Raw genomic sequence first — 15,270 nt, 5'->3', positions numbered from 1 at the left:
TGTCGAAAAGGAGATGTGTTGCAGCGCTTAGAGGATCGGGTCGCCGTCGTCACCGGGGGCGGCAGCGGCATCGGACTGGCGACCGTGCGGCGGTTCGCGGCCGAGGGGGCCAAGGTGGTGGTCGCCGATGTCGACGCAGGCACCGGCGCGGCCGCGGCGGCCGAGGTGGACGGCACCTTCGTCGCGGTGGACGTCACCGACGAGGAGCAGGTGCGCGGACTGTTCGAGACCGCCGCGCGGACCTACGGCGGTGTCGACATCGCCTTCAACAACGCGGGAATCTCACCGCCGGAGGACGATTCGATCCTGACCACCGGCATCGAGGCGTGGCGGCGGGTGCAGGAGGTGAATCTGACCTCGGTCTATCTGTGCAGCAAGTACGCCATCGAGCGGATGCTGGAGCGCGGACGCGGATCGGTGATCAACACCGCATCCTTCGTCGCGGTCATGGGCGCGGCGACCTCGCAGATCTCCTACACGGCCTCCAAGGGCGGCGTGCTGGCGATGAGTCGCGAACTCGGCGTGCAGTTCGCCCGCCAGGGCATCCGGGTCAACGCGCTGTGCCCCGGACCCGTGAACACCCCGCTGTTGCGGGAGCTGTTCGCCAAGGACCCCGAGCGGGCGGCTCGGCGGCTGGTGCACATTCCGCTGGGCCGCTTCGCCGAGCCCGAGGAGATCGCCGCGGCGGTGGCCTTTCTCGCCAGTGACGATTCCTCGTTCGTCACCGCTTCGCAATTCCTTGTCGACGGCGGTATCTCGGGAGCGTATGTGACGCCGATCTGACGGTGGCGTGGTTCGCCGCCGATCGTGGGGGGACACACCATTTGCGATCTACGGTGATGTAAATCATATCGCCGTGAAAATTGCCAGGTAGCCGAGGTCGTGCGTGGGTGATGTGCGGCGGTCGGGGGGTTTGTGCTCCGCGAGTCATGGGTAACGGTCCGTTTCGTGCTGTCCTCCCGGATTCCGCGGTTCCCGGGGCGGCGGCCGTACCGATCGAGGTCCGTGGGAACGGGCCGGAAGAGGAGAATCCATGGCCGCCAACACCGTCGAGTCCGCGGTGCTCCGCCGTTCGATCGCCGCCTCGGCCATGGGCAATGCCACCGAGTGGTTCGACTACGGCGTCTACGCCGCCACCGCGACCTATCTGACCGACGCCTTCTTCCCCGGCGAACTAGGCACCCTCGGTACCATGCTCGGTTTCGCGGTGTCGTTCGTGCTGCGCCCGCTCGGCGGCATGGTGTGGGGCCCGCTCGGCGACCGGATCGGCCGAAAAGCGGTGCTGGCCACCACGATTCTGCTCATGGCCGCGGCTACCGGCGCCATCGGCATCCTGCCGACGCATTCGGTCATCGGCGTGGCGGCGCCCATTCTGCTGATCCTGCTCCGGGTGGTGCAGGGCTTCTCGACCGGCGGCGAATACGGCGGCGCCGCGACCTATCTGGCCGAATGCGCGACCGACCGCAAACGCGGATTCTTCGGCAGTTTCCTGGAATTCGGCACCCTGTCGGGCTTCGTCGGCGGCTCGGCGGTGGTGCTGCTCTGCCAGTTGCTGTTCGGCTCGCAGGCCATGCACGATTGGGGGTGGCGCATTCCGTTCCTGTTGGCCGTCCCGCTCGGCCTGATCGGCTGGTACCTGCGGTCGCGACTGAACGAATCCCCGGTCTTCGAGGAGATCGCCGACCAACCGCACCCCAACAGTGGTCTGCGCGAGGTGCTCACCACCTACCGCCGCGAAACCCTGACCCTCGCCGGTCTGGTCGTGGCGCTCAATGTCGTCAACTACACATTGCTCACCTATCAGCCGACCTATCTGGAGAAGACCATCGGCCTCGGCGAGTCGGCCACCACGGCCATGATGCTCATCGGCCAGGTCGTCATGATGCTGGTGCTGCCCTTCTTCGGCGCCGGTTCCGACCGGATCGGCCGCCGTCCGATGTGGCTGATCTCGCTGGTCGGCCTCGCGGTGCTCGCGGTACCGATGTACTGGCTCATGGGGCAGGGCACTTTCTGGGCGATCGCCGGATTCGTGATACTCGGGCTGCTCTATGTCCCGCAGCTGTCCACCATCAGCTCGACCTTCCCGGCGATCTTCCCGACCCATGTGCGCTACGCGGGTTTCGCCCTGGCCTACAACGTGTCCACCGCGGCCTTCGGCGGCACCGCGCCCCTTGTCAACGAAGCCGTCATCGAGGCGACGGGCTGGTCGCTGTTCCCGGCCTTCTACATGGTCGGCGCGGCCGTGATCGGCCTGATCGCGTGGACCTTCCTGCGCGAGACCGCGGGCACCTCGCTGCGCGGCGTCGAGGTGCCCGCCGCGGAGGCCGACGCACCGACGCCGCCCGCGCAGGCCGCGACCTAGGTCGCCGCCGTACCAGGGTCTCGGCCGTATCGTCGAGCGATCAGACCGCCCACAAGGGCGGCGTGGAGGACAAGCAGTGCGTGCTCGAGGCTCGTCCGACCGGTCAGCCGCCGGTCGCGGTGGCCCATCGCGCCGACACGGTGCAGGCCGCGTACACCGGTGCGGCCGAGAGCATGGCGAATCTGCTCGACAGCCGGTTCGGGCGGTTGCACCACACCAAGGGCGGCGACTCCATCAAACATCTGCCCGTCGACTGACGTCCGGCGTTCACAGATCCAGTGCCATTCGCGCGATCGTCCCGCGGACGGTGACGCACAATCGCACCGGCGCGATCCGTTCGTCGGGTGCGGCCGGGCGCACACCGGGTGCGAATTCCACTGCCAGCGGCTCGATTTCGCAGGTGCCGCAGATTCCGGCCCGGCACATGGATGGCACGTCGATGCCGTTGCGCTCCAGCGCCTCCAGCGCGGTGAAGCGCGGCGGCACCACGAGTTCCACGCCGGAGGCGCGCAATTCGAGGATCAGCGGGCGGTCGGGCCGCCGCGCGGGCGGCGGCCGCCGACGGCGTCGCCACCTCATCGGACCGGGCACCCGGTGAGCCCGCCGACGGCCGAACCGTCGTGGTGGTCGTAGGGGGTGCCGTGGATTCCCGCGCGCGCCGCCGACAGTCGCGCGATGCGCGCCTGCCGGCGCCACACCGGATCGTCGCCGCGCGCCCGGCGGGCGAGTCGGCGTTCGCGGCCGGGCAGCCGGTCGACCAGCGCGTGCAACCGGACCTCGACGGCGGCGACCAGCCCGACCAGGGTGATCCACGGTTGCAGCGGCACCCGGCGCAGCGGCGTGGCGCGCAGGAGTTCACGCACCAGGCCCGGACTGCTGAAATAGGCCATCATGCCCAACGCGGGTGCGATGGCGGCGACTTTGAACCACCGCACCGGACCGCGGCCCCGGAAACCCGAGGTGGCCGCCCGCGCCATCTTGCCGGTCCATTCCGGCGCGACCCCGGCGGTGGCGACCATGTAGTCGACCATGCGCATGCCCTCCAGCGCGGTGCGCGGAATCAGCTCCTCGGCGACGCCGAAGACATAGGCGATGTAACTCCAGTAGTGCATGACCGCGTCGAGATCCTCGGTGCTCGTGCGTCGGCCGTGCGCGTGGTCGAACAGCAGCGGGGTCAGGCCGAAGGTCACCGCGGCGCCCATCATGGTCGCATTGGAGATGGGATTGCCGTTTTCGGTGAAATGCTCTGTGCCCCAAGACTTCCGCAGGCCCGCACGGACCTGGGAGTGCATGAGACGCACGCGCACGGTGTCGGCGAAGGTGGGCGAGAAGCGCTCGAGCGCTCCGGTGACCGTCATGGTGCGGAACCAGTTGGTGGTCTCCAGATTCCGACGGTACGGGTCGTAGACGAAACGTCCGGTCGCGCCGGTCGCCGAGGCGACCTCGGCGCCGACGAAGGTGCCCATGAAGTCCTGGACGAGCATGGCGAGTTTGCCGGAGGTGGAGGCGCCGATCCAGCATCGGCGGCCGCGTTCCCACAGGTCCGGGTCGTACCACTGCGGCGGGTTGTCGAGATGGGCGAACAGTGCGCGCAGTTCGGGCGGTGCGTCGGGTACCGATTCGATGCCGTGGGCGAGCGCCAGGTCGAGCATCGCGCGCCCGGCGGCGGTTCCCACCCGGTCGAAGGCCGCGACCACCGCGTCCATCGGTTCGTCGCCCTGCCACAGGTGGTCGGCCATGAGCCGCGATTGCGGGGTCGGCGCGGGTGACTCGCGCACGTCGAGCCACGGCGACAACATGGCGCGCCGGGTGGGGAACCACAGCCGCGACGGGACCGCGCGCGGCGGCGGCGGGCGCAGCGGCATATGCGGACGGAAGTAGTAGTCGAAGGGGTGTACCCGAACGTGCGCGGGTGGGTCGACCTCGGCCGAAACCTGTGTGGGCTGCGGCGATATGGACGCGGCCGGTTCGTGTGTCACCATGAATCGCATGGTGACACGAATATTTACTCGCATTCAATTCGCGTTCCGAGCGTGACCATGTCCTCGAAATCCCGCCCCGAACTGCGCAAGGCTCCTCGCCAGCAACGCTCCCGCGAGATGGTCCGCCGCATCATCGACGCCGGCCAGCGCGTACTCATCGCCCACGGCTACGACGGCGCGTCCACCAACCGGATCGCCGAGGCGGCGGGCATCAGCCCCGGCTCGTTGTATCAGTACTTCCCGAACAAGGACGCCATCATCGGCGCGGTCATCGACCGCTATCAGAGCGAGGTCGCCGAGCGGGTGCGCGCGCATGTGCTCGACAATTTCACCGCATCACCGGAAGTCGCTGTCCGGCAATCCATCTCGGTCCTGCTGGAGGCGCTCGGTGACCATCCGGGACTGCTGCGCGCGGTCATCGAGCAGACCCCGAGACTCAGCGTCGGCGACACCGTGGTCGATTTCGAACACCAGATGGTCGAGTTGACCCGCACCGCATTGACATTGCGCAAGGTGACCCGTCCGGGCGACGCCGATACCGAGACCGCGGCCTGGCTGCTCGTGCGCATCGCCGAACACCTCACCGTCCGGTACATTCTCGACCGGCCCGATATCCCGCGGGAAACCTTCATCGACAGCCTCACCCGCATGATCGTCAACTACTTTCGTTACCGGTGAGCGACGGTGTCACGTCGCTGAGCAGCGCGAACACGAATCCGACCACAATGCGAGCACCGTGGCCGTCGCTGATCACCGACCTTCGCGCGTCCCATAGTCGATGACGACCTCATCGGTCGCCGGGTCGGGCTCGGCGGTTTCCCCGGTATCGAGTTCGTCGGGATCGGGCCAGTTCTCGGCCACGACCAGCCCGCCGGCGCGCAGCATGGCCGAATACTGTTCGGCGACGAGCGCGGGCGGATAGGTGGGCCAGTAGGAGACCGCGCCGGTGGCCTTGTCGATGACGCAGACCGAGCCGCCGACCGTGGGCGGTGCGGGCGCGCCGGGCTCGGTGGGCGCGGCGCCGCGTACGGCGACCACGGTGAACCCGGTGTCGAATTCGGTGACCACGCGGGTGATTCCGGCCGCGAGGTCGTCGGGATCGGACAGGAGCCGCTCGGTGATGCGGTGGGCCTGGGCGAGGTCGACCGGCGTCGTCGCGTCGGTCGGATAGGCGTGCACGGTCATACTGCCCCTTTCGCTGGGCCTTGCCTATCACCGATGAGGTGCGCCGGTGTGCGGATGCGTCGAATTTCGTGACCGCCGACAAACGGCCTGGAATTCACGCGGCTCAGCCGAACTGAACGGTAGCGATCATAGCCCTGGTGACCGTCCACGGATCGTCGGCGGCGTCGGTCGCCGTGTCGGGCAGCGCGCGTCGGGCCGCCGTGCGGCGCAGCCGGGTACCAGCGACCCGCGGCGGACCGCGGATGGGAGTCCGTATGGCCGGGTCCGAGATGAGGACGCCCCGGCGATCCTGTTCCCCCCTCCTGGAGCAGGCCCCGCCGGGGCTGAGACAAACCATGCCTGGGGGGCCTTGACACACCCTTAAGGAGGGCTTAAAGAGCGGGTGGACGGGGGCGGGAGAGCTGGGCGAGGAATTCGGCGTTGGTCTGGGTGCGCCGCAGACCCTGGATCAGCAGGTCGGTGGACTGTGCCGCGTCGGTTGCCGCGAGCGTGCGTCGCAGCAGGTCGGTGGCCGCCAGTTCGTCGGGAGTGCACAGCAGGTCGTCGCGGCGGGTGCTCGATCGGGCGATGTCGACCGCCGGAAAGACGCGGCGGGCGGCCGTGGCGCGGTCGAGTTTGAGTTCGGCGTTGCCGGTGCCCTTGCATTCCTCGAAGATCACCGTGTCGGCCAGCGATCCGGTTTCCACCAGGGCGGTGGCGACCAGGGTGAGGGACCCGCCGTTCTCGATGGCGCGGGCCGCGCCGAGGAAACGCTTGAGCGGGGGCAGGGCGGCGGCGTCCACACCGCCGGAGAGGATGCGTCCTGAGCCGGATCCGGCCAGGTTGTAGGCGCGGGCGAGTCGGGTCAGCGAATCGAGCAGCACCACGACGTCGCGCCCGGATTCGACCAGCCGCTGCGCCCGTTCGAGGGCGAGTTCGGCGACGGCGATGTGCTCGCTCGGAGGTTGGTCGAAGGTGGCCGCGGCGACGTCGGCGGGCACGGAGCGCGCGAGATCGGTGACCTCCTCGGGTCGTTCGCCGACCAGGACCAGCACGAGTTCGCATTCCGGGTGGTTCTTGGCGACACCGTGCGCGATGGCCGCTAGTACGGATGTCTTGCCCGCCTTGGGCGGCGCGACGACGAGTGCGCGCTGTCCCTTGCCGATCGGCATGATCAGATCCGTGACCCGGGTGGTGAGTTCCTGCGCCTCGGTCTCCAGGAGCAGACGATGACGCGGATGGACGGGGGTCAGATCCAGGTACTTGGGCCGGATCGCGGCCCGGTCGGGCGCCTGCCCGTTGATCGATTCCACCGCGACGAGTGGATCGAGACGATCGCCGCGCGCCGCGGCGCCCGCGATGCCAACGACGAAATCGCCTCGACGCAAACCATATTCGCGTAGGACGCGAGGCGGCACGTGCAGGTCCCGCGGACCAGGGAGGTATCCGTCGACGAGTAGCCGCGCGTTGGCCCCCGCGGTATCGAGCACCCCGCGCACCGGAAACGTTCCGGTGGCTCGGTTCTCGTGGATCGCGTGCTGGGATGTGTTGTCTTTCATGGCTTTTCTTTCTGAGGTGTCCGTGGATTCCGGGATGAACTGCCCGGCGTCGAGCCGGGGCGCGGAGGGTCGCGGGCGGCGCGGACCCGACGAGGCGCGGATTCGACCGTGCCCGGGGGTCTGTGCTCGGCGGAGAACCGTGACCTGCGAGAATGTGGCGTCTGCGGGAAACGGGACCCGGATCGCCAGTCGGGATCGCGTGGATTGCGGCCGCTTCGGATTCGGACCGGATCGGATTTTCGGAACCGGATCGGATTCGGGACAGTGTCCGATTCAGGACGGTGCCCGCGGCGGCACTGCGTCCGCAGATGCCCGGATAGGCCAAGGTTAGCGCCCGAGCATTTCCATCGCAATGGTGAACCGGCTAGTTCGTTCGCTCGTATCACTGTGTGGCCAGTCACAAACCAGGAGGTCATTCATGGCTGCGCTCAAACCGTTCTACGAGGATGTGCAATCGCATTACGATCTGTCCGACGAGTTCTACCGGCTGTTCCTCGACCCGTCGATGACCTACAGCTGCGCCTATTTCGACCATACGGAGATGTCGCTCGAGCAGGCACAGGCGGCCAAGATCGATCTGGCGCTTGGCAAACTCGACCTGCGGCCCGGCATGGTGCTGCTCGATATCGGATGTGGTTGGGGTTCAACGATCTTCCGTGCGGTCGAGCGTTACGGTGTGCGGGCGGTCGGTCTCACGCTGAGCCGGAATCAGCACGATCACGTCACCGCCGAGAGCCGGCGTCGCGGCCTGGACGACGCGCAGGTGCGACTCCAGGGCTGGGAGGAGTTCGACGGCCACGCCGACGCGATCGTCAGCATCGGCGCGTTCGAACATTTCCGGCACGAGCGCTATACGGAGTTCTTCGAGCGCTGCTTCCGCATCCTGCCGTCCGACGGCCGGATGCTGTTGCACACCATCATCGGCAATTCGCTCAACGACCTGCGCCGCATGAATATTCCGGTGACCCGCGAGGACGCCCGCTTCCACACCTTCGTGCGACGGGAGATATTCCCCGGCGGCCAGTTGCCGCGACCCGCGGAGGTGACCCGGTTGGCAGGCTGCGCGGGACTCGGCACCGAACGCATCCAGTCGCTGCAACCGCACTATGCCCGCACCCTCGATCTGTGGGCGCAGGCGCTCGAGGCGCGGCGTGAGGAGGCGGTGCGGCTGACCTCCGAGGAGGTCTACGACCGCTATATGCGGTATCTGACCGGGTGCGCCGAGCGCTTCCGCCGCGGCATGCTCGACGTCATGCAGTTCACCCTCACCAAGTAGGCGCGGCCGGGCGCGCGCCTGATGCGACGATGCCCGGTGCGTGACCAGTCACGCACCGGGCATCGGTTCGGCGGTGCCGGATCAGGCGCCGTAGACCGCGTTCCGTTACGCCGAACCGGATCTTCGAGAATTACCGTCAGCTGATTCTGGCGATGACCGCGCCCGGCAGGCGCGGCAGGACGATATCGAGCAGCCGCCACGGCCAGGCCGGTACACAGGCCCGGTCGCGCTCCTTCTCGATGGCCCGCACCATCGAGGCGACGCCCTTGTCCAACGGCGCGACCAGTTTCGCGTCACCCGCGCGCGCCGCCATATCGGTGGCGATGAAACCGGGCAGCAGGGTGGTCACCGCGATCGGCGTGCGCGCGGTCTCCACCGACAGCGCCTCGCCGAGGGTCGCAAGGCCCGCCTTGCTCGCCGAATAGGCGGCCTTCTTGCCGGGCAGGCCGCGCACCGCGCTCATGGACGAGATCAGCACCAGATGTCCGGCGTTCTGCTCGCGGAAGATCTGCATGGCCGCCTCGACCTGGGCGAGCGCGCTCACGAAATTGGTGGTGGCGGTGGCCAGGTTGGCCTCGGCGCGGCCGGTGCCGATGCGCGCGCCCTTGCCGATGCCCGCGTTGACGATCACCCGGTCGATTCCGCCGAGTTCGTCGCGCAGTTCGCCGAAGACGCCCGGCACCGCCGCGTGGTCATCGACATCGAGCGCGCGCACCGCGACCTCGATCCCCGGATGTTTCGCGATCAACTCGGCGCGCAGCTCGGTCAAGGCGTCCAGTCGCCGCGCGCACAGTGCCAGGTCGCGGCCCATACTCGCGAAATCCCGCGCCATCTGCGCGCCGAGTCCGGCGCTGGCGCCGGTGATCAGAATCCTGCTCCTCGTCATGGACCGACCCTAGCGACTGTTGAACGCGAGTCAATACGCGCGGGTAACGTTTCGTCGGCTTTCGTCGGGAAGTTCGGCGGCGAGGATGTCATTCACGGGTCCCGCCGCGATATCTCTGTGTGAGGTGTCATCGGGCGATCGCCGCGCATCCGCGCCGGCCATGCGGGGTGTCCTGTGCCGGGCTCTGTACCGACGGCGGCATCGCCGCGGTACTCGCCGAGGATCGGGCGCTGCTGTACTGGCGGGCCATGCGCAGCCTCGGCGACAGCGGCGCGTCCGAACAGGTGGTGCAGGAGACACTGCTGCGGGCGTGGCGGTCCTGCGCCCGCTTCGACGCGAGCAAGGGTTCGGTGCGGACCTGGCTGCTCGGCATCGAGCGCAACGTCCTGATCGACCTGTCCCGCGCCCGGGCGGTCCGGCCCGGCGAGACCGGTTGGGACGATATTCGCGAGGGCGCCGAGCCGCGCTGTGTGAGTCCGGATTTCGCCGACGGTCTGGTCGACGGACTGCTGGTCGCCGACCTGCTCGCGCGGCTGCCGGAGGTCCAGCGCGCGGCCGTGGTCGAGGTGATCATGCGTGACCGCGCCTATCAGGAGGTCGCCGACGATCTCGGCGTGCCGGTCGGCACGGTGAAGACCCGGGTGCACTATGCCCTGCGGTCGCTGCGCAGACTGCCGCGCGGTGCGTGAGTCGTCCCGACACGCCGACATCGGCCCTGATCAGCCACGATGGACCCGCGAGGGGGGCGTAACATTTCGGCAACGTGGCTTGCCTCGTGGTGTAGGTGTTGCGAGAGTAAACCACTGGGTTTGGTGTTACTAGTGGGAAGGGAGGGGCGCCCCGTCCCGGGGCGCCGACACCGCACATGAAGCCAACCGTCATTCGAACCGGAATTCGCACCGCCATCGCGGCCGCGGTCGTGCTCGGCGCCTCCGCCGTGCCCGCCGTAGCCTTCGCCGCGCCGGACCCGCCCGCCAATTCCCTCGCGGGCCGCACCGTCTTCGTCGACCCCGGCCATCAGGCGGTCATTGCGCCGGAGAACCTGTCCAAGCAGGTCGACAACGGCCGCGGCGGCACCAAGGACTGCCAGACCACCGGGATGACCTCGCTCAACGGAATCCCCGAACACACCATCAACTGGGATGTGGCCCAGCTGGTCAAGACCGCCCTGGAGAGCCTCGGCGCGCGCGTCGTGCTGAGCCGTCCCGACGACACCGGCTCGGGTCCCTGCGTCGATGAGCGGGCCCGCGCCGCGAATGCCTCGGGCGCGGCGGTCGCCGTCAGCATCCACGCCGACAGCGCGCCCGCCACCGCGCACGGTTTCCACCTCATCGTGCCGCAACTGCCCATCCCCGACGCCGAGGCCGACCGGGTGCAATCCACTTCGGGGCTGGCGGCCTCCAAGGCCGTGCGCGACGCCTATGTACAGGCCGGATTCCAGCCCGCGAACTACGCGGGCGTCCAGGACGGCTTGCAGACCCGGGCCGATATCGCCGGGCCCGCGCTGACCCGGGTGCCCAATGTCTTCGTCGAAATGGGCAACGGCGCCAATCCCGAAGACGCCGCGGTGCTCGAATCGTCCGACGGCAAGCTGAAGCACGCGGTCGCCATCACCACCGGCCTGGTCGGTTACCTGCTCTCGGCGACACCGGCGGGCACCTCGGGATCGGCGGGTGACCGTCCCGCGACCGAGCCCGCCACCGAGGCGCCGCGTTACCAGGCTGCGCCGGGCAAGGTTGCGCCCGCGACCGAGGCGCCGCGTTACCGGGCAGTTCCGGGCAAGGCCGTGCCCGCCACACCGTCCGTACCCGGGGGCACCGGCGCACCGACCGCGCGCGTCATCGAACTGCTCGCCCCGCTGGCCAAGGTGCTCGGCGGCGACGGATCCGCGCTCACCACCGAACTGATCAACCTGGCGTACACCCTCGCCGCGACCTTCGTCGCACCCGGCAAGTAGGCCGCCGAGCGCCGCCCGGGCCGCCGACTAGGGTGGTCCGGGTGGCCGAGCGGATACCTGTTCTGATCGTCGCCGGATTCCTGGGATCCGGGAAGACGACGCTGCTCAACCATCTGCTCCGGGACAACCGCGGCACCCGGATCGGCGTGGTGGTCAATGATTTCGGCGCCGTCAACATCGACGCCATGTTGGTCGCCGGTCAGGTCGACGCCACGGTGTCGCTGAGCAACGGCTGCGTCTGCTGCGCGGTGGACATCGGCGAACTCGACGAGATGTTCGACCGTCTCGCGCATCCGACATCCCGCATCGACGTCATCGTGGTGGAGGCCAGTGGTCTTGCCGAACCGCGCAATCTCATCAGAATGGTGCTGAGCAGCGAAAATCCGCGCATCCGCTACGGCGGTCTGCTGGAAGTCGTCGACGCGGAGCAGTTTCGCGAAAGCCGCCGCCGCCACCCCGAACTGGTGACCCATCTGCGCCTGGCCGACCTGGTCGTCGTCAACAAGGCCGATCGGTTGCCGCCCGAGGATCTGGACCGGCTGCGAACCGAGATCGGCGATGTCGTCGGAACAGTGCCGGTGTACGCGACCGCTTTCGGCCGCATGGACCCCGGTCTCTTGTTCGACCGGCCGCGGCGCAGCGCGCCGACCGTCGCCGAGCAGTTGAGCTTCGACGAGTTGCTGTCCGAACACCAGCACGAGGACGACGGCCACCGGCACCTGCACGACGACTACACGAGCGTGTCGTTCACCAGCGAGCGCGAACTCGATCCGCGCCGCTTCATCGGCTTCCTCGAGGACCCGCCCGCCGGACTATTCCGCGCCAAGGGCTTCGCCGCGTTCGGGGTGGCCGAGGAACGCCGAAAGTTCTTGTTCCACATGGTCGGCCGCCATATCGTCTTCGAGCCGAGCGGCTGGGCGCGCCGAGAGGCGCGCACCACCAGCCTGGTGCTCATCGGCGCCGGACTCGAACCCGAATCCACGCTGCGGCGGCTGCGCGAGACGGTGCACACCGCCGCCGAGCGCCTCGATCCGCAGACCATGCTCGGGGTCTGGCGCTACACCCCGCACTGACCAGGCGTCAGATATGTCAGATTGGCGCGTTTGCGCGAAGCCGGCGCGTTCGGTGCTTTGCCTGTCAGAGGCGGACAACAAGACTGACAGCAGGTCCGCCGCGTCGGCGTCCGCGCGGTAGCGCACGCGCCGCGCGTCGAGTCCGGGTCGGGGCCCGAGAGGTGAGATCGCCGTGCTGTTCTGCGACCGATGGGAGCGTTTCCGTGTACGAAACCGAAACCTGTGAGAGCGCCACCGCCTATGTGATCGCCGCACTCGAAGCCAAGGGAACAGCGACGCGCGAGGACTTCGACGTACCCGCGATCGTCGCCGCCACCAGGGATATCGCCGACAGCTGGGATTTCCGCACGATCGAGGACGCGACCTTCTGGCGGATCGCGGCCACCTTCCTCAAGGTCTGAGCGTGCCGCCGAACCGTTCAGTCGAAGCGGTCGGCGCGGTGCGCGTTGTCGGGGGCGGCCCATCGTCTGGCCGCCCGCCGCATCGCCCCCGCATCCGAATAGCCGAGCAGCTGGGCCTGGCGGGCGCGGCTGAGCGGGCCGGTCGCCGCCGCCTGGCGCAATCTCGCGTCGCGCGCCCGGTCCAATTCCTTGCGCCAGGTGGTGCCCGCCTCCATGAGCCTGCGTTGCAGCGTGCGCGGGCTGGTCGCAAGACCGCGCGCGACCCGTTCCAGCGAGGCGTCACCGGTGGCGAGGGTGTCGGCGAGGGCGTCCGCGACCCGCCGGGGCCAGGCGGTGGCCAGCGGCGGCGGTGGCGGCAGCGCATCGGCGAGCGGGCGCAGAATGGCGGCGAGTACGGGATCGGCGGTGGTCAGCGGGCGATCCAGATCGCTACTGCGGAAGGTCATGGCGTCCAGATCGGCCTCGAAGGTGATGTCGGCGGTGCCGAAGACGTCCACGAAGGTGTCATAGCACCGCGGTGCGTGTTGGCGCAGCGAGACCCGCACCGGCGCGAGCGGACCCTCGAGCGCTCGGCGCGCGCGGCTCAGCACGGCCGACAGTCCCCACAGCTGGGTCAGATCCCGACCGCGCCCCTCGCCCTCGATCATCTCGAGGCGCAGACTGGTCTCGTATTCGTTGTCGGTGACCAGGTCGAAGCGGTGATTGGTGGTGACGGCGGCGACATAGGGCCCGCAGGTCGCCAAGCCCGCGCCGAGAGTGGGCGCGGTGGAGAACAGATAGTCGTAGAGTCCGAGACTGGGCAATTCGTAGCGACGGGCCACTTCCAGCGCGACATTCGGGTCGCCCAGACCGTGTTCGCCCAATTCCCACAGCCGCGAGAAGGTCTCCGACGGCAGGTGCACGTCGTCGCCCGACATCGTCCATTCCGGTAGACCGGTCTCCCGAATCAACGTGTCCCGATCCAGCCCGGCCGCGCTGAGCTGCGAGATGACGAAACGATGCAGCAGCACTTGATCGGTTCCCACGCGTCCTCCTGCAGCACAACCGGATGAACACTTCGGGCGAGAACGCTAGCCCGGTCGTTTTGATTCGTCATTGGAATCACGTCACGGAATGGTTAATGCCCACAGGCATTGACCCATTCGGACAGTCCATCGGCGAACAACTGGCGTTTCCAGATCGGCACCTCGAGTTTGATGCGATCGACCAATTCGGCGCAGACGCCGAATGCCTCGGCCCGATGCGGCGCGGCCACCGCGACCACAATGGCAAGATCGCCGATGGTCAACGGGCCCACCCGGTGCACGGCCGCAACCGGCAGACCCGAGGCCGCGGCGACCTCGGAGCAGCAGGTCCGCAGGAACCGGTCCGCCCGGGGATGGGCGGAGTACTCCAGCGCCGACACCGCCTGTCCGCCGTCGTGGTCGCGCACCTTGCCGGTGAAGACGACCACCGCGCCGTGTTCGGGACCGGTGACCGCGGCCTCCGCTTCGGCGGGGTCGAGTGGACGGTCGCTGATGCGGGCGACGCGGACCAGCGCGTCCTCACGGGTTGTCATGTCTGCCGCCTCCGGCTACTTGCGCTATCAGGTGATCCAACAGTGGCTCGAGGACGGCCATGCCGTCCTCGACCCCACCCGGTGATCCGGGCAGGTTGACCACGACCGAGGCGCCCGCCAATCCGGCCACCCCGCGGCTGAGCGCGGCGAGCGGGAATTTCGCGGTGCCGCGCTGCCGGATCGCCTCGGCGACGCCGGGGAGTTCGCGGTCGAGCACCGCGAGGGTCGCCTCGGGGGTCGCGTCGGTGGGGGAGGCGCCGGTGCCGCCGGTGGTGACGACCAGCGCGGGCGACAGATGCAGGGCGTCGGCGATTCCGACGGTGATGTCGGCATCGGCGTAGACGAGCGGACCGCGGACCGAATAGCCCAGTCCGGTAAGCCATTCCACGAGAACCGGTCCGGTCGTGTCCGCGCGGATGCCCGCCGCGGCGCCGGTGGAGGCGACCACGACGGCCGCCGTCCTCATCTCCGGGACGGTGTCGCCATCGGCGACGAGATCGACGGAATCGTCCTCCGGCGGGCTCTGCTCGGGCGGGATGTCGGCGGTATCGGGGCGGGTCCAGTGTCCGTGCTTGCCGCCATCCTTGGCGAGCAGCCTGACTCCGTTGAGCGTCGCCGCGGGATCGACGGCCTTGACCATGTCGTGCAGGGTGAGTCCGGCGACCGCCACCGCGGTCAGCGCCTCCATCTCGACACCGGTGGGCCCCTTGGTCTTCGCGGTCGCCTCGATCGTGATGGCGTCCGCGGTGAAGCCGAATTCCACCCGCACCGACGACAGCGCGAGCTGATGGCATAGCGGGATGAGTTCGGAGGTCTTCTTCGCACCGGCGATGCCCGCGATGCGCGCGGTGGACAGCACATCGGCCTTGGGCATGTCGTCGGCGCGGACCAGGGCCACCACCTCGGCGGTGGTACGTAGTTCCCCGGCGGCAACGGCGACGCGGGTGGTGTCGGACTTCGCGCTCACGTCGACCATCCGGGCCCGGCCCTCGCGGTCGAGATGCGACAACTCACTCATACCTTCCACCCTGGCACAGTCGGTACCCGCGGCG

Annotated in this window: 17 protein-coding genes; 9 read left to right on the top strand and 8 right to left on the bottom strand. The window is 68.7% G+C overall.

What is annotated here, in order from left to right; genetic code table 11:
* The first annotated feature begins 15 nt into the window (after nucleotides 1-15).
* From APZ21_RS18445 to APZ21_RS18435, 3 genes are all read left to right on the top strand, one after another.
* Nucleotides 16-783 carry a 3-oxoacyl-ACP reductase gene (locus APZ21_RS18445; protein WP_054814567.1) on the top strand — a complete coding sequence of 256 codons (768 nt, stop codon included), beginning with the start codon at nucleotides 16-18 and terminating at the stop codon, nucleotides 781-783.
* Between the two features lie 250 nt (nucleotides 784-1,033).
* The gene (locus APZ21_RS18440) at nucleotides 1,034-2,362 is read left to right on the top strand and encodes an MFS transporter (RefSeq protein WP_082393224.1); all 1,329 of its coding nucleotides are present in this window, start codon (nucleotides 1,034-1,036) and stop codon (nucleotides 2,360-2,362) included.
* Nucleotides 2,363-2,424: 62 nt separating this feature from the next.
* Nucleotides 2,425-2,619 (top strand): hypothetical protein, encoded by a 195-nt coding sequence (locus APZ21_RS18435; protein ID WP_174553657.1) that lies wholly within the window; start codon nucleotides 2,425-2,427, stop codon nucleotides 2,617-2,619.
* A gap of 10 nt (nucleotides 2,620-2,629) precedes the next feature.
* Here the strand turns inward: APZ21_RS18435 and APZ21_RS18430 are convergent, their stop codons facing one another.
* Both APZ21_RS18430 and APZ21_RS18425 read right to left on the bottom strand, forming a co-directional pair.
* Nucleotides 2,630-2,941, bottom strand: coding sequence for a 2Fe-2S iron-sulfur cluster binding domain-containing protein (locus APZ21_RS18430; RefSeq protein ID WP_156371166.1), 312 nt, complete (start codon nucleotides 2,939-2,941; stop codon nucleotides 2,630-2,632).
* Complete coding sequence (locus APZ21_RS18425; RefSeq protein WP_371852389.1) at nucleotides 2,938-4,227, bottom strand: oxygenase MpaB family protein; 1,290 nt, start codon at nucleotides 4,225-4,227, stop codon at nucleotides 2,938-2,940. The genes APZ21_RS18430 and APZ21_RS18425 overlap by 4 nt, the downstream gene beginning before the upstream one ends.
* Before the next feature lie 174 nt (nucleotides 4,228-4,401).
* On the opposite strand from APZ21_RS18425, the gene APZ21_RS18420 reads away from it, so the two are divergent.
* On the top strand, nucleotides 4,402-5,022 hold the full coding sequence (locus tag APZ21_RS18420) for a TetR/AcrR family transcriptional regulator (RefSeq protein WP_054814648.1): 621 nt from the start codon (nucleotides 4,402-4,404) through the stop codon (nucleotides 5,020-5,022).
* Between the two features lie 72 nt (nucleotides 5,023-5,094).
* On the opposite strand, the gene APZ21_RS18415 is transcribed toward APZ21_RS18420, so the two are convergent.
* Both APZ21_RS18415 and rho read right to left on the bottom strand, forming a co-directional pair.
* On the bottom strand, nucleotides 5,095-5,529 hold the full coding sequence (locus APZ21_RS18415; protein ID WP_054814565.1) for a hypothetical protein: 435 nt from the start codon (nucleotides 5,527-5,529) through the stop codon (nucleotides 5,095-5,097).
* Nucleotides 5,530-5,900: 371 nt separating this feature from the next.
* Nucleotides 5,901-7,067, bottom strand: a complete 1,167-nt coding sequence (gene rho, locus APZ21_RS18410; RefSeq protein ID WP_054814564.1) for a transcription termination factor Rho — start codon at nucleotides 7,065-7,067, stop codon at nucleotides 5,901-5,903.
* Nucleotides 7,068-7,485: 418 nt separating this feature from the next.
* Between rho and APZ21_RS18405 the strand changes: the two genes are divergently transcribed.
* Nucleotides 7,486-8,343 (top strand): cyclopropane mycolic acid synthase family methyltransferase, encoded by an 858-nt coding sequence (locus APZ21_RS18405; protein WP_054814563.1) that lies wholly within the window; start codon nucleotides 7,486-7,488, stop codon nucleotides 8,341-8,343.
* A 136-nt stretch (nucleotides 8,344-8,479) separates the two neighbouring features.
* Here the strand turns inward: APZ21_RS18405 and APZ21_RS18400 are convergent, their stop codons facing one another.
* Nucleotides 8,480-9,229, bottom strand: a complete 750-nt coding sequence (locus APZ21_RS18400; protein WP_054814562.1) for an SDR family oxidoreductase — start codon at nucleotides 9,227-9,229, stop codon at nucleotides 8,480-8,482.
* Nucleotides 9,230-9,396: 167 nt separating this feature from the next.
* Between APZ21_RS18400 and APZ21_RS18395 the strand changes: the two genes are divergently transcribed.
* The 4 genes from APZ21_RS18395 (at nucleotide 9,397) to APZ21_RS18380 (ending at nucleotide 12,660) form a co-directional block, all read left to right on the top strand.
* On the top strand, nucleotides 9,397-9,918 hold the full coding sequence (locus APZ21_RS18395) for a sigma-70 family RNA polymerase sigma factor (RefSeq protein ID WP_239476703.1): 522 nt from the start codon (nucleotides 9,397-9,399) through the stop codon (nucleotides 9,916-9,918).
* 176 nt (nucleotides 9,919-10,094) lie between these two features.
* The gene (locus APZ21_RS18390; RefSeq protein WP_054814561.1) at nucleotides 10,095-11,186 is read left to right on the top strand and encodes an N-acetylmuramoyl-L-alanine amidase; all 1,092 of its coding nucleotides are present in this window, start codon (nucleotides 10,095-10,097) and stop codon (nucleotides 11,184-11,186) included.
* Nucleotides 11,187-11,227: 41 nt separating this feature from the next.
* The gene (locus APZ21_RS18385) at nucleotides 11,228-12,259 is read left to right on the top strand and encodes a CobW family GTP-binding protein (RefSeq protein WP_054814646.1); all 1,032 of its coding nucleotides are present in this window, start codon (nucleotides 11,228-11,230) and stop codon (nucleotides 12,257-12,259) included.
* 203 nt (nucleotides 12,260-12,462) lie between these two features.
* A complete protein-coding gene (locus APZ21_RS18380) occupies nucleotides 12,463-12,660 on the top strand; it encodes a hypothetical protein (protein ID WP_054814560.1) in 198 nt (65 codons plus the stop codon).
* Nucleotides 12,661-12,677: 17 nt separating this feature from the next.
* On the opposite strand, the gene APZ21_RS18375 is transcribed toward APZ21_RS18380, so the two are convergent.
* From APZ21_RS18375 to moaCB, 3 genes are all read right to left on the bottom strand, one after another.
* A complete protein-coding gene (locus APZ21_RS18375) occupies nucleotides 12,678-13,685 on the bottom strand; it encodes an AraC family transcriptional regulator ligand-binding domain-containing protein (protein ID WP_054814559.1) in 1,008 nt (335 codons plus the stop codon).
* A 92-nt stretch (nucleotides 13,686-13,777) separates the two neighbouring features.
* Nucleotides 13,778-14,218, bottom strand: coding sequence for a molybdenum cofactor biosynthesis protein MoaE (locus APZ21_RS18370; protein WP_054814558.1), 441 nt, complete (start codon nucleotides 14,216-14,218; stop codon nucleotides 13,778-13,780).
* A complete protein-coding gene (moaCB, locus tag APZ21_RS18365) occupies nucleotides 14,205-15,236 on the bottom strand; it encodes a bifunctional molybdenum cofactor biosynthesis protein MoaC/MoaB (protein WP_054814557.1) in 1,032 nt (343 codons plus the stop codon). Before moaCB ends, APZ21_RS18370 begins: the two co-directional genes overlap by 14 nt.
* Nucleotides 15,237-15,270: the final 34 nt, after the last annotated feature.

Source organism: Nocardia arizonensis, assembly GCF_001310275.1.
In the GTDB taxonomy this organism is placed as follows: Bacteria; Actinomycetota; Actinomycetes; order Mycobacteriales; family Mycobacteriaceae; genus Nocardia; species Nocardia arizonensis.
This window is presented reverse-complemented; position numbering and strand designations above follow the sequence as displayed.

What these genes read in the sequence shown, in the direction of transcription:
- APZ21_RS18440 (WP_082393224.1), top strand. Translation starts at nt 1,034, where the DNA reads ATGGCCGCCAACACCGTCGAGTCCGCGGTGCTCCGCCGTTCGATCGCC.
- APZ21_RS18430 (WP_156371166.1), bottom strand. Translation starts at nt 2,941, where the DNA reads ATGAGGTGGCGACGCCGTCGGCGGCCGCCGCCCGCGCGGCGGCCCGAC.
- APZ21_RS18425 (WP_371852389.1), bottom strand. Translation starts at nt 4,227, where the DNA reads ATGCCGCTGCGCCCGCCGCCGCCGCGCGCGGTCCCGTCGCGGCTGTGG.
- APZ21_RS18420 (WP_054814648.1), top strand. Translation starts at nt 4,402, where the DNA reads ATGTCCTCGAAATCCCGCCCCGAACTGCGCAAGGCTCCTCGCCAGCAA.
- APZ21_RS18415 (WP_054814565.1), bottom strand. Translation starts at nt 5,529, where the DNA reads ATGACCGTGCACGCCTATCCGACCGACGCGACGACGCCGGTCGACCTC.
- rho (WP_054814564.1), bottom strand. Translation starts at nt 7,067, where the DNA reads ATGAAAGACAACACATCCCAGCACGCGATCCACGAGAACCGAGCCACC.
- APZ21_RS18405 (WP_054814563.1), top strand. Translation starts at nt 7,486, where the DNA reads ATGGCTGCGCTCAAACCGTTCTACGAGGATGTGCAATCGCATTACGAT.
- APZ21_RS18400 (WP_054814562.1), bottom strand. Translation starts at nt 9,229, where the DNA reads ATGACGAGGAGCAGGATTCTGATCACCGGCGCCAGCGCCGGACTCGGC.
- APZ21_RS18390 (WP_054814561.1), top strand. Translation starts at nt 10,095, where the DNA reads ATGAAGCCAACCGTCATTCGAACCGGAATTCGCACCGCCATCGCGGCC.
- APZ21_RS18370 (WP_054814558.1), bottom strand. Translation starts at nt 14,218, where the DNA reads ATGACAACCCGTGAGGACGCGCTGGTCCGCGTCGCCCGCATCAGCGAC.
- moaCB (WP_054814557.1), bottom strand. Translation starts at nt 15,236, where the DNA reads ATGAGTGAGTTGTCGCATCTCGACCGCGAGGGCCGGGCCCGGATGGTC.